13 protein-coding genes are annotated in these 12837 nt (G+C 49.2%); 8 read left to right on the top strand and 5 right to left on the bottom strand.

What is annotated here, in order from left to right; translation table 11 throughout:
• The first annotated feature begins 212 nt into the window (after window positions 1-212).
• The 5 genes from ACO08I_RS11340 (at window position 213) to ACO08I_RS11320 (ending at window position 4630) form a co-directional block, all read left to right on the top strand.
• On the top strand, window positions 213-518 hold the full coding sequence (locus ACO08I_RS11340; protein ID WP_282783460.1) for a hypothetical protein: 306 nt from the start codon (window positions 213-215) through the stop codon (window positions 516-518).
• A gap of 98 nt (window positions 519-616) precedes the next feature.
• Window positions 617-1198 (top strand): penicillin-binding protein activator LpoB, encoded by a 582-nt coding sequence (locus ACO08I_RS11335; RefSeq protein ID WP_039725098.1) that lies wholly within the window; start codon window positions 617-619, stop codon window positions 1196-1198.
• Window positions 1199-1287: 89 nt separating this feature from the next.
• Window positions 1288-2835: a COG3014 family protein gene (locus ACO08I_RS11330; RefSeq protein WP_282783456.1), complete on the top strand. Its 1548-nt coding sequence runs from the start codon at window positions 1288-1290 to the stop codon at window positions 2833-2835.
• A complete protein-coding gene (locus ACO08I_RS11325; protein ID WP_282783454.1) occupies window positions 2832-3539 on the top strand; it encodes a hypothetical protein in 708 nt (235 codons plus the stop codon). The genes ACO08I_RS11330 and ACO08I_RS11325 overlap by 4 nt, the downstream gene beginning before the upstream one ends.
• Before the next feature lie 20 nt (window positions 3540-3559).
• Window positions 3560-4630 (top strand): Crp/Fnr family transcriptional regulator, encoded by a 1071-nt coding sequence (locus tag ACO08I_RS11320; protein ID WP_282783452.1) that lies wholly within the window; start codon window positions 3560-3562, stop codon window positions 4628-4630.
• A 3-nt stretch (window positions 4631-4633) separates the two neighbouring features.
• On the opposite strand, the gene ACO08I_RS11315 is transcribed toward ACO08I_RS11320, so the two are convergent.
• Complete coding sequence (locus tag ACO08I_RS11315; RefSeq protein ID WP_052515989.1) at window positions 4634-5050, bottom strand: hypothetical protein; 417 nt, start codon at window positions 5048-5050, stop codon at window positions 4634-4636.
• A 228-nt stretch (window positions 5051-5278) separates the two neighbouring features.
• Between ACO08I_RS11315 and ACO08I_RS11310 the strand changes: the two genes are divergently transcribed.
• Window positions 5279-5911: an outer membrane beta-barrel protein gene (locus ACO08I_RS11310; protein ID WP_282783449.1), complete on the top strand. Its 633-nt coding sequence runs from the start codon at window positions 5279-5281 to the stop codon at window positions 5909-5911.
• Window positions 5912-6000: 89 nt separating this feature from the next.
• On the opposite strand, the gene msrA is transcribed toward ACO08I_RS11310, so the two are convergent.
• The 3 genes from msrA to ACO08I_RS11295 form a co-directional block, all read right to left on the bottom strand.
• Window positions 6001-6702, bottom strand: coding sequence for a peptide-methionine (S)-S-oxide reductase MsrA (gene msrA / locus ACO08I_RS11305; RefSeq protein WP_282783447.1), 702 nt, complete (start codon window positions 6700-6702; stop codon window positions 6001-6003).
• 83 nt (window positions 6703-6785) lie between these two features.
• Window positions 6786-7751: a hypothetical protein gene (locus ACO08I_RS11300; protein WP_421949349.1), complete on the bottom strand. Its 966-nt coding sequence runs from the start codon at window positions 7749-7751 to the stop codon at window positions 6786-6788.
• A 6-nt stretch (window positions 7752-7757) separates the two neighbouring features.
• Complete coding sequence (locus tag ACO08I_RS11295; protein WP_421949348.1) at window positions 7758-8744, bottom strand: retropepsin-like aspartic protease; 987 nt, start codon at window positions 8742-8744, stop codon at window positions 7758-7760.
• A 752-nt stretch (window positions 8745-9496) separates the two neighbouring features.
• Here ACO08I_RS11295 and ACO08I_RS11290 point away from each other — a divergent pair.
• Window positions 9497-10198, top strand: coding sequence for a TetR/AcrR family transcriptional regulator (locus ACO08I_RS11290; RefSeq protein ID WP_044221409.1), 702 nt, complete (start codon window positions 9497-9499; stop codon window positions 10196-10198).
• 26 nt (window positions 10199-10224) lie between these two features.
• Here ACO08I_RS11290 and ACO08I_RS11285 read toward each other — a convergent pair whose 3' ends face one another.
• A complete protein-coding gene (locus tag ACO08I_RS11285; protein ID WP_282783440.1) occupies window positions 10225-10962 on the bottom strand; it encodes a tryptophan-rich sensory protein in 738 nt (245 codons plus the stop codon).
• A 275-nt stretch (window positions 10963-11237) separates the two neighbouring features.
• Between ACO08I_RS11285 and ACO08I_RS11280 the strand changes: the two genes are divergently transcribed.
• The gene (locus ACO08I_RS11280; RefSeq protein ID WP_081968757.1) at window positions 11238-12770 is read left to right on the top strand and encodes an NADP-dependent isocitrate dehydrogenase; all 1533 of its coding nucleotides are present in this window, start codon (window positions 11238-11240) and stop codon (window positions 12768-12770) included.
• Window positions 12771-12837 lie beyond the last annotated feature (67 nt).

Genomic DNA, 12837 nt, shown 5'->3' with positions numbered 1-12837 from the left:
GTTTTATTCTGATAGGGGCATCGCAGGATTATTGAACAAAATGAATGCTCCATACGCTTCAGCAGTTGTTAAATCTTAACAATTTTAAGATTCTTCAGCCTGCTGCTGTTAGTACGCTATTAAATTGCCCGGCTTTGCGTTAACCCTCCGTTAAAGCCCTGCATCGTATGTCTAAACCCCCTATATTTGAAGTGTAATCAAAAACAAAAGCCATGAAAAAGCAACTGCTCGCATTATCCTTCGCCCTGGCCTTCGGGCTGACCCTCACAGCACAATCTGCTGATCAGAACCCGCGGGCACAGTTGGCTTACAAAGCATACCAGACGGAAAACCCCACTGACCACGCCAATACTATGGGGGTGACGATGGATCAGACTTACGAAGCCTACGACCCCATTCTGATCAAAGAAGCCCGCCGGGAAGAACGCCGCGATTTCCGCCGGCAGCTCCGCCTCGAACGGGCCCGCCGGCCGCAGTTTATTGCCCCACGCCGCCCCTGGGGCTGGAACCGCTGGTAAACTCCGGCCAAACTTTCTAAAATTAACAAAACGAAACAGGTGTGTGCCAGGTCGTATCTTCTAATCTGGCATGCACTCTACACCAAAACACAATCTGCATGAAACCCTTCCTTCCTCTTTTGTTTTTCGCTATCCTTCTCGGCACCTCCTGCAATCGTCAGGTACAACGTATTGAAACCGATACTACCGTGGACCTCAGCGGGCGCTGGAATGACACTGACGCCCGCCTGACTGCTGCCGAACTGGTCTCTGAAATTATGGGGCAACCCTGGCTGGAGCGCCACAAACGCAATAACAGCGGGGAAGAACCCGTGGTCATCGTTGGTATGGTGGAAAACAAATCCCATGAACATATCGAAGCGGAAGTCTTTATCAAGGAATTGGAAAAAGCCTTCGTCAAAAGCGGTCGGGTACGCCTCGTGCAGGGCGGTGCCAAGCGCGAGCAAATCCGCCGCGAGCGGGCCGATCAGCAAAACAACGCCTCCCAGTCTACTATGAAAAGCTGGGGGCTCGAAGTCGGCGCTGACTACATGCTGCAGGGCTCTATCAACTCCATTATGGACGCCTACAAGCGCAAGAAAGTCATCTACTACCAGATTGACATGACCCTGACCAACATGGAGACCAATGAGGTGGTCTGGATTGGAGATAAGAAGATTAAGAAGTTTGTGAAAAATTAACAGAAGGACTGAATCTGTTAGTTCGGGGGCTGCTCCTTGTGATCAGCCCCTGCTTTCCCTGCTTTTTCTCGCCCCAACCTGAGACGCCCATGAAATACCTTTACCTACTGTCGCTGTTTATCCTGGCCGGTGGGCTTACCTCCTGTGCTTCCTTCGAGCGCTACCGGATACTTTACAATGACCGCATTGAGGCCGGCAACTTCGAAGAGGCCACCCGGCTGATCGAAAATAAGCGGTTTTACAAAAAAGACCGCAACGAAGTACTTCGCTACCTGGAGCTGGGGGCGCTGGCCCGCATGCAGGGCGATCTCGCAAAGAGCAACGAATACCTCAATAAGGCTGATCTGCTCATCGAGGACAGACGGGCTTCTATCGGATCACAAGGCCTGGCGGTAGTCAGCAACCCACGGGTACTCCCTTATCGTACAGAGTACTTTGAGAATATTGCCGTCCATTACCTCAAAAGCCTGAACTACCTTCAACTGAATGATGTGTCAGCGGCCCGGGTGGAAGCCCGCCGCACCAATATCCGCTTGCAGGAACTCAATGACGCCGTACCAGAAAAGCCACTGAAGTACCACGACGACGTACTTGGGCACATTACCATGGGGCTGAGTTACGAGATGAACGGAGAGTGGAACAATGCCTTCATCGCTTACCGCAACGCTGCTGAACTTTTCATTCAGGAGGGCAAAGTACAGCCCTATATGGGAGTGCGAATTCCCGAACAGCTCAAATGTGACCTCGTTCGTATGGCGGATCAGCTTGGGTTTGCCAATGATGCCAGCCGGTATCGCAGATTGCTCAACCCACGCTGCAAGGATGATGTGGGCGAAGGTGGCTCGCTTGTGCTCTTTTGGGAAAATGGTCAGGGGCCGGTCAAGGAAGAAAATATCATCGGGTTTGATGTGATGCGCCGGGGCGACCGCTCGCAAGTCCGCTTCGTGAATAACAGCATGGGGATGGAGTACGATTTTGGGGAGGACATCTATAACGAATACAATGGCTTTGCCGGTATCAATACTGTTCGGCTGGCACTGCCAATATTCCGCCCACGTGAGTATCCGCTCTATCGTGCAGATATCAAATACCCTGGTGGCATACAGCGAATGGAAATGCTCGAAGACCTGAATGTGGTAGCGGAGCAGTCTCTGCGAGACCGCTTTGGGCGGGAGCTGGCTAATGCCCTGATCCGTCTGGCCGCCAAGGAGGCCGTGGAGGCGGGCCTGCGTTCCATCAAAACGAAAAAGAAAGACGACGATGAGGACAACGATGGAGACGAAGAGCAGAAAAAATCAAAAGACGAGGATAAAGACGAGGAAGAGGACGTGGAGTACGACGAAACGCTCGGCCTCATCCTGGGCACCACAATGAGCATCGTCAACGCCGCTACTGAGCGTGCTGACATCCGATCCTGGCAAACCCTGCCGGCAGAAATCCATTATCAGCGGGTGCCACTGAAGCGGGGCGCTAATGAAATCCGAGTGACCTTTTATAACCGATACAATCAACGCCTGGAAGAGCATTACCTGCGCCTCAATGGCGGGGGCAGGCTGCAGGTCAGGCATGTAATCACACCCGACAGCCGCGTATTACACCCGGCTGCCACTCAAAATCAAAAACCTGTACAACCATGAGAACGATATTGCTCACTTGCTTTATGACCCTGATGGCCGTAGCGGCCTTCGGGCAAGACAAAATGGACGTTATTTACCTCAAAAACGGACAAGTCATCAAAGGCTCCATCATCAAACCTATGGATGCGGATGGCGTGCAGATTATGACAACCGAGAGTGATGTATACACCTTCTCGCCCGATGAGGTCCGCCGTATTGTCCGGGAGGAAGTCCCGCACGATAACCTGAAGAACAAGATCATCGTCCACGATGGGGAAGGTTTTACCAATATCACCACCCTGGGCTATGGTTTTGGCATTGGGACAATAGGGGACGAACGGGCCATTAATAATGATGAAGATTACTTTTCGATTCACACCGTCAATGGCTACCACATCAACCGAAGTGTGAGCCTGGGTCTGGGGGTAGGTGTGGAATGGTATGGCGATTATGAGCTCGTGCCGCTTTACGCTGATGTCCGGTACTATCCGACCCTTACCGAGTGGGCGCCTTTCTTCTACGGCGACCTGGGCTACGGGCTGGGCTTTTTGGACGAGGCAACGGATGGGGGCATTATGTTCGGTGTCGGAGGCGGTATTCAGCGCTCCGTCAATCCAAATATGGCCTATGTGGCCTCCTTTGGCTACCGGTATCAGGAGAATACCCTGGGCACCCGGAATGCAGATGCCCATTTTCTGCAGTTTAGCGTAGGGCTGAAGTTCTAAATCTTCTTATCTTCAGCCCCATGGGGCTACTCCAAAACATATCACTGCAGTGGGATCTGTGGATCGGTAAATACCGGGCCTTCTTTGTCACAGAAGCTCAGGACCGGGAAGCTTGCGAGCGGCTGTTGAATTACGACAGCGACCGCGAGCTTCCCGAAAAAGGGCAGCTCGTGGCTTGTCAGGATACCCGGCGCGGTAAAATCATTGCCTGTCTGGTGCTGAGCAATGCTGTAGACCGGGCAGAAGAGGCGGCAGAAGCGTTTGGATATGTGAAGACAGGCTATCTGCCCAAGCTGGCTGTGGTTTCTCATTTATCTTTTGATAGCGCTTACCTCAATACCCCTGCTGTACCTGTGCTGCTGAGCCACTGCTTTGTGGAGGTCCTGAAAGCCGAAGGGCAGGCATTGCTCATGCAGTGCGACCCCGGGCATTATTCCATCTATAAGCGTTTGGGGATGCGCCCCATCGGCCCGCTGCAAATGGGGGAGGGGGGCGATTTTCAAATCCCTATGATCGGACTGCCGGATATGGAGTACCTTTCCGTCATTCACTCTCCTTTGTTACCCATGCTTCGCGGGGTGTCTTTTGACCGTTATCAGGAAATTTGCGACTGGTACTATCAATTGGTTCGCGAGCACAAAGAGCTACAAACCGGTACCGCTTTTTACCCGGAAGACCACGATGATTTCCATGGGCACCATGTCATTACGGAAGGATTGAGCGAAGCCGGTACCGCTGCTTTCCTTAAGGATGCCATAATTGTCAATTGCCGGCAGGACGAAGTGTTGTTTGCAGAAAATGATGCAGGCAAAGCTATCGGTTACGTGCGCAAAGGCCTGCTGAGGGTGGAAATTGGCGGGCAGACAGTGGTGATGCTGGGAGAAGGCGACCTCTTCGGGGAGATTGCCTACATTCTAAATACCAAGCGCACTGCAAAGATTGTCTCCGCCAGCCCGGATACAGAAGTCGTCCTCTTTCAGGAATCCGCTATCGACCAGTTAACAGAGGAATCAGACCGCACCATCATTTGGCGCAACCTGGCAAAAGTATTGGCTCAGAGGGTGGTAGTCACCAGTAAGCTGCTCAAGTAAGCGTTACTTTACTTCCTCCACCTGATAAATGAAGTAATTCGTATCCCCCTGCCAGGGCATTGCCTTATATTTTTCCCGGTAGTAGAGCTTGACTTGTTTGCCTTCATAGTTTTGAAGCTTCTCATAAACCTCATTTTGCCAAACGGAGAACTCCCAGATGTTCCCGGAAACGCCGTCACTGGCATTTTGGCGGAAGCCGCCCAGGTTCAGCTGCCCTTCGTAGGTCTTAAATACCACACCTTTATTGGAAATCTTAATCAGGGTGCCTGCCCGGGTACCTTCACTGTAAGTCCAGTTGCAGACCCATAGGTAGCTCGCTCCGCCTACTATGGCCAGGGTGAGCAGGATGAAGAAGAATCGTTTGATCCAGCCACCTACCGTGCCGGCTCCATCTTTAATAACTTGTTTAAACTCGCTCATAGTCGTTTAGCTTTGTCTGCAATATTGCAGAAAGTTGGCGGGATTTTCAAATACTAAAGAACAGCGGCCGGCCGGATCTGATTATTTGCAACGGTACTCAGGATATTTTAAATCATTTGTCGTACCTTTTACATAGTTCAATAAAAGAGCCGTAAACTTTGTAAGCGATTGAATAGCAACTGCTAAAAGAGTTTAGGCTCTCCTTTATCACCTCAAAAACCTGTTTTTATGAAATCGATTTTTCTAACCATGGCTCTGCTTGCCTTTTGTTACAGTTTCACCGAAGCGCAAGCTATTCAAAAAGGACAGGTCCTGGCCGGGACCACCACTGAAATCATCGGCGGCATCCAACCCTTAGGCGTAAGTTCTGCAGGCATTGCTTTTGCCAACAGCAAGTTTGAATTTAATGGGGATAAATCAGATGGTACCAACATCACGCTCTTCAATATAAGCCCGGCGGTGGCCTATTTTGTAGCGGATGGGCTGGCCGTTGGGGGCAAGCTCACTTTTGCTTATTCGAAGGTGGAAGATAATGACCCGAGCACTATACTCTCGGTTGGCCCCTTCGCCCGTTACTATTTTGATTTGGGAAATGCCAAGCCATTTATTCAGGGCAATGTAGGCCTGGGGCGCTCCAGTAATGGGCCAGATGATGAAGATAAATCTAATTTTCTTAACCTCAACCTCGGTGCCGGTGCGGCCTTTTTCTTTAATGATTTTGTCTCAATAGACCTGGCCCTGGGATACTTCCATGAAAGGAGTAGCCCTATAGATAACGATAATGTCCGGCAACTGAATAATGCATTTGGGCTGGGAGTAGGTTTTAGCTTTTTTATCGGCGGGCGGGATGCCAATGATTAAGCGTTGATTCTGTTACCCATATTCTTAATGCAGAACGCCTGGAGCAATGAAATGAATTGCTCCAGGCGTTTTAATTTAGTGAAAAGGGTTTATGGCTTTTTGTAATTCTCCTTTAAGAGCTCAGGGTGTGCCTTCATAAATTTCTCAATCTTGGGCATCGACACGCCGACCACATAGGGCTGATTGGGATTGTGAACGATGTAGTCCTGATGATACCCTTCGGCTGTGTAGAAAGTACTGAGCGGGCTGAGTTTGGTCACAATTGGCTTTTGGAATTTACCGCTTTCCTCCAGCTGTTGTATAAAAGCTTCTGCCCGGGCCTTTTCGTACGTATCCGCATAGAAAATAGCAGAACGGTACTGCGGTCCAACATCCGGCCCCTGCCGGTTGAGCTGCGTGGGGTCGTGGCCTGCAAAAAACGCGGTGAGCAGCTCGTCGTAGCTGACTACGGTGGAATCGTAGTAAACGATGACCGATTCTGCATAGTCCGTCATACCGGAAGCCACCTTTTTGTAGGTTGGATCAGCTGTGGTTCCCCCTGCGTAGCCGGAAATGGCCTCCTCTACGCCTTCAACGCGCTCAAACACGGCTTCCACACACCAAAAGCAACCACCTGCAAAGACCGCTTCAGAAAGGTCTTCGTAGGGGGCATCGATTTGGTCAACCGGGACGACGCCTTCCGGGTAATCAATTTTTTGGCTTTTTTCAGCCATAGTACTATTGGTCTTCTGCGAATTGGCACAACTGAGTACCATAGTGCTCAACGTTAGGAAAAGAAATATGCGTTTCATTTTTTTTCTTTTGGTAACAGGAATATGGCGCAATTTGTTAACGCCAGGTTGGCCTCAATGGTAAGCAGGCGACACAGCCAGGCTTATTCCACCATTCTGACCGAGTTGAGGTTGCCTGCCCAGTCATATTCCTTGATGGGATTGACCGGATCGGTGATCCATTGCCCGTCTACGATGAATTTGTACAGGTGTTTGCCACCCGTTAGCGGCAGGCTGACCACCCAGGCTTTACCTTCGCGGTGCATCCTCAGAGCGCGGTCTTCCCAGTCGGTAAAGGAACCCGCCAGGTGGACTTCTTCCGCGTCTTCGAAACCCGCCAGGCGAAACTGTGTCTCCCGCTTGATTTCATAAACGGAGTTGAGGGTGGCATATTGGTTCCTGACAGTCTGAGGGTTGTTGGGGTCGGGCATCCACTCGCCGTCTACGATGAATTTGTATTCATAGCGGCCGGCATCGAGGCTCAGGCAGGTTTCCCAACCACCATCCACTTTTTGCATGGTGAAAGCAGATTCGTCCCAGGCGTTGAAGTTGCCGCTGAGGACCACCTTCTCTGCATCCGGATAGCCGGGAAGGAAAAAGCAATCTTCAGCAGTTGTGTCTGCCCGGGCGGTATAAAGCTCCATATTGTAGGTCTCCTTCCAGAAAGTGCCTGTGGGCGTGGTTTTGCCTTTGTTGCGTATGGCCTCAGAGGGTTCTGCCCAGAACTTCCCGTTGACGACAAACTTGAATTCCCAGCGGAAGGCATCATCGAAGTCTTCAATCCGTTTGCGGAGCTGATAACGGCCTTCGCCCACTTTTTTCATCCGCCATTCATCCGCAGACCAATTATTGAAATCCCCGGCAATGGCAACCGATTCTACGTCGATGTCTTCAAAGTCGGTCATCCAGAAAGTACCGGTCCGGGAAGCCTCTTCAAAGTACCGGATGTCAAATTCGAAAACGATATCATCGCCTTCGAAAAAATAGGCATGATAAGGCTCCTGGCTCTGCAAAGGTATTTGCAAGGCACCCAAAAGGCAGATCATGATATATAAGTGCGGTGTTTTCATTCCTTTTTAAGGTTGATACCATTGAAAGAAGTACAACTTTTTCTTCTTATAGTTGATCAGGGTACGGCGGACGCACAGGAATTCGTACCCAATGAGTCCGTCAAGGCGTGTTCTGTAGGTGCGGTTGAAGGTATGCATGTTGGTCAGCAGGGTTCGCATTCCGGAGCATCTTTGCCCGCCTGAACGAAAGCGGTACAATTTACCGGCGATGACCTCCAGCTCCTGTTGTCCCGACATGCCTGCCAGGTAAGTCCGCCTGCTGATTTTGAAATGGTCAAGAATAGCTCTGTTCACGCGGTTGTGCAGGAGATTGAGTTCTGCACCGGAATCCAGTCCAAGCCTGAGGGCTTTGCCGTCCACTTCTCCATTGATGACCAGAAAGTGCTTATCCATTGTTACATGTAGGCTATCGGTAGGCTTTTCGTAAAAGGCAAGGGTGTCCATGCGGTTGCCTTCTTTGTCAAGGGCGGTCAGGGTCAGCTGTTTGAGCTGAAAGTCAATCATGAGTTCGTAGTTTTCCACTACGTTGTAGCCCAGAAGCCCAAGGAGACGGATGTTCTTTTTGCGCTCAATATGATTGAGGTCTATGATGTCTGCATACAGCCGGTCGTATCTCAGGGAGTCAATAGTGAAGTCTCTGACTGTTGCTTCCCGGAGGTCTTTGATGGCACCGGTCATGCTCATGCCCACTGTATTTGGTGCTGACCGCCCTCCGGAGTAGTGGCGTGCGTTCAGAATGAGCTTGCTGGAGCCGGTATCGAGTATGAAGTTGCCGGACTGCCCGGCTACTTCCGCCTGTATTAGTATCAGGTGGCCAGCCAGCTTGAAAGGGATACGGATGGTCATGGGAGAAAGCTGCTCTGCATTGGGGTAGCGTGGTGGCGCTACCTGTCTTTGCCCCAGCACAGGGTACGGTACCGGGAATGGGGATGCACTACCCAAGACCGGCAGAGCTGCAAGTGCCATCGCTAATAGAAATAGTCGGGATAACATAGTGTGTCGGTGGTGATTTCGATACACCTAAATATGTGGAATCAGATCGCATGTTGCACCTTCTTTCTACGAAACCTGACAGATAGCCGACAAGGCAGAAGGGTGGGATAGGGGCAAAAAAAAACTGCCCGGCTAAGCGGGCAGCACCATACTACTGCATACTGAAAGCACAACTTTAATGCCCTAAGTGCTTCTCTTTTTGGTTCTTTATGATATAGGCTGAATAGCCTAAGCTAATGATCAGAAATAAGACACAATGGCTGTACATTCCGTACAGGTAACAACCAAGACCAGCGATGACCGCTATGAGGCTTAATAAAAAGAGCCAAAGGTCTGCTTTTAACGCCATTATCTCTGCTTTGATATTTTTTATCTTAAAACCGATCCTTTGGTTATCAGGATTGGTAGTTTTACTATTAGACAAACAGGGGCTTTTTGTGTTCGCAGAAAACAGAACTTTTTTCGATTTTCATTTAGGTAAGCCCTGCTGAGGTGACGGCGGGCCTAAGAAAATTAAAAGAAAGACAGTATATGATAAAACCTTGGTTTGCCAGCGTAGAGGCATCGCCGGGGTTAGAGCGGCGCTAAATCAGTAGCGTGCAAAACAGCAACTGGCGAAAACATTTTAGGCTATTGAATGTAGAAGTAAAGCTATTTTGTCGGCAGATTTTATTAACTTAGATTTTCAGCTTTTTTCTAAAAGTTTAAGTTTGAAGAGAGCGCTGCCATTAAATACGGAAAAAAGTGCGTCAATGCTGCAAGTGAATGTAAACCTGGACATTAACGAGAAGTTGTTCATCAAGAATCCTCAGGAAACGGCCCTGGGGCGTCGTATTATTGAGTATTCTGTTGTCCTGTTTGATGAAGTAGGGTTTGAGAATTTCACTTTTCGTAAGTTGGCAGAACGGATCCACTCTACCGAAGCCTCAATCTACCGATATTTTGAGAACAAGCACTACCTGTTTATCTATCTGGTAAACTGGTATTGGGAGTGGATGCGCTTTCGGGTAACCTTTTTCACGATGAATATCCCCGCTCCGCAGGACAAGTTAAAGTCCGCATTGCGTGCGATAGTTGATACTTCCCGGAAAAGCACAAGTGTTGATTTTATTGATACAGAGGTACTTCACCGGATTGTGGTAACAGAAGGCCCTAAAGCTTATCATAAAAAGAACGTAGACGAAGAGAACAAGTATGGCTTTTTTCTGGCTTATAAAATGCTTTGCGCTAAGATTGCAGATATCATTATAGAAATAAAGCCTGCTTACCCTTATCCACGGGCACTGGCAAGTATGCTGTTGGAGTCTGCTAATAACAATATTTACTTTGCAGAACACTTGCCTCGCCTGACAGATATTAAGTTTGGAGCAGAGTACCTGGACCAGGTTGTGGAAATGCTGTTTTCTTTTGCGTTCGGTTGCCTTCAAATGAATGAAAGCGGGCAAGAGCTTTGATGAACCCCGGCAAGGCCCCGGGGCGCTCAGGCTTGCGGAGTCCTTCTTATCAATGCGAAAAGCGTAGCGACAATCAAAGCACTAGCCGCAATATAGAGGGTGGTTTGAAGCAGCCCTTCAGAAGCCTGTCGTGCGTAGATACCATAAAATGCCCACAAGAGCACACCATTATATAGTATATCCTTGTAGCGGATAGCGAAGAACAGTCCGGCAATTGCAGCCACTACAACCATAATGGAAGCCCAGGCTACTTCAGATAGCGGCCCGCCAGCCCAACCGTAACTCACGAGTACTGCAGTGGCGTTGGCAATTGTGGCAACAGATATCCATCCCAGGTAGAGTTGAAAAGGGACCTTTGCAAGCCAGTTGGCAGACCATGTCAGAGGTCTTACCACAAGGTAGATTTTGATCAGGGTGAAAAGCAGCAGCAGCATAAGCCCTAGAGAAAGCAAAGGCTTTTGGTAGTGCCAGGCAAGAATCCAGCTTGCATTCGCAAGGCAAGAGACGAAGAACCAAATCCCAATGCTTTTTATTGCTCCGTGCGCAGACTGGAAAAACTGGAAAACAGTGAATCCAAGCAAAGCCAGATAAATGACGCCCCAAATCCCAAATGTAAAACCTGCAGGCACAAAGCGATTAGGATAGAGCGCGGATAGTTCTCCGGTCGTCATCCCGTTGATGGGAAGAGCATTTGCAAGAATGTTTAAGGCGATGACAAGCACAAATCCAAGCAGATTGAGAAGCCTAAGAGTGTTAACTGGCATTTCGGGCAATTTTTTGATGATTTTTTTCTACAAGTAAAAACACCTGTTATAAAGCATAGGTTTGGAAGTTCTTCTCGAAACCTCAGTGATAGTCATGCTTTCAAGTTATTCTGAAAAAATAGAAATAAGTTGCCCGCCAATACTCTATCGGGTTAGTCTGATAAATTTTGGTTTTCTGCCGAACAGTAATTCACTTCTATTGTTGATAGTAAAACTTTAAAACATCAACAATTGTCCAATTTATGAAAGAACAATGGAATGCTGACAACAGCGCCATGGGCAATGCTTCAAGCCCTCAGTCACAAGGCTCTACAGCAGAATCAAAGTCTCTGTCCAATCGCATCGCCGTAGCTTTCGGTGATGGTATCGGTCCGGAAATTATGCGTGCAACCCTCGATATTCTCGAGGCAGCAGGTGCCGGGCTGGAGTACGAAGAAGTGAAGATTGGAAAAGAAATGTACCTCAGCGGCCATCAGTCCGGTATCGCACCTGATGCCTGGGATATTTTGCGCCGCAACCGGGTCTTTTTGAAAGGTCCGATCACCACTCCGCAGGGAGGAGGGTACAAGAGTCTTAATGTAACGATTCGTAAGACGCTGGGGCTTTTCGCTAACGTACGCCCCTGCCGTGCTTTTACTCCTTATGTAGACAGCAATTTTCCTGATATGGACCTTGTCGTGGTCCGGGAAAATGAGGAAGACCTGTATGCAGGAATTGAACATCAGCAAACTGCTGAAGTGGTTCAATGCCTTAAGCTGGTTTCCCGTCCTGGCTGTGAGCGGGTCATCCGGTATGCTTTCGAATACGCGCGTGCGAATGGGCGTAAGAAAGTAACTTGCATGAGCAAGGACAATATCATGAAGCATACCGATGGGCTGTTCCACTCCATCTTCAACGAGGTGGCTAAAGAGTACCCGGATATTGAAAACGAGCACCATATCATAGATATTGGCTCTGCTCTGCTTGCTGACCGACCGGAGCAATTCGATGTTATCGTCACGCTTAATCTTTATGGAGATATCGTATCTGACATTACTGCACAGGTGGCAGGCTCTGTCGGTCTGGGTGGTTCTGCTAATATTGGAGAACCCATTTCCATGTTTGAAGCGATTCACGGATCCGCACCTGATATTGCAGGCAAAGGAATTGCTAACCCCTCGGGGCTTATTCATGCTGCATGTATGATGCTGAGCCATATGGGCAAAAACGACATAGCTGTCCGAATACAGAATGCATTATTACGTACGCTGGAGGATGGTATTCATACCGGTGACCTTTACAGTGAGGCTTATACCCGCCAAAAAGTAGGTACGCAAGAGTTTGCGGAAGCCCTGATTGAGCGCCTTGGTCAAGTGCCACGGCATCTCAAAGAGGTCGAACTGTCTACTGCCCGAAAGCCTATTGAAGTTAAAGTCAGGCCTTTTGTGCCAGCCAGTAAAAAGCTGGTCGGAGTAGATGTCTTTATCGATTGGGCAGTGGGCGAGCGTGACCCTAACGAACTGGGCAGGGCACTGGAGGAAATTGCCAAAGCGGACTTTAAGCTTAAAATGATCACGAACCGGGGTGTCAAAGTCTATCCTAACGGTTTTCCGGAGACCTTCTGTACTGATCACTGGCGCTGCCGCTTTATTGCTGCTGCTAATGGTGGTACAGAAGCAGGGGGGAAGCCACGTATGGCCGCCGTCACCTATGAGCAAATTACAGGTTTACTGCAACGGCTCACAGTAGAGGGCCTCAATTTCATTAAGATTGAAAACCTTTATGAAATAAATGGCGAACGGGCTTATTCCCTTGGTCAGGGAGAATAAAGAAGTTTATATACCTTTTTATATCTAGCCGCAAAAGCAGAAGTCAGGTGAAGCAGCCTGGCTTCTC

This window comes from Phaeodactylibacter xiamenensis, from assembly GCF_965229835.1.
Lineage (GTDB): Bacteria > Bacteroidota > Bacteroidia > Chitinophagales > Saprospiraceae > Phaeodactylibacter > Phaeodactylibacter xiamenensis.
The sequence above is the reverse complement of the archived record's forward strand: the minus strand, read 5'-3'. Positions and strand labels throughout refer to the sequence as shown.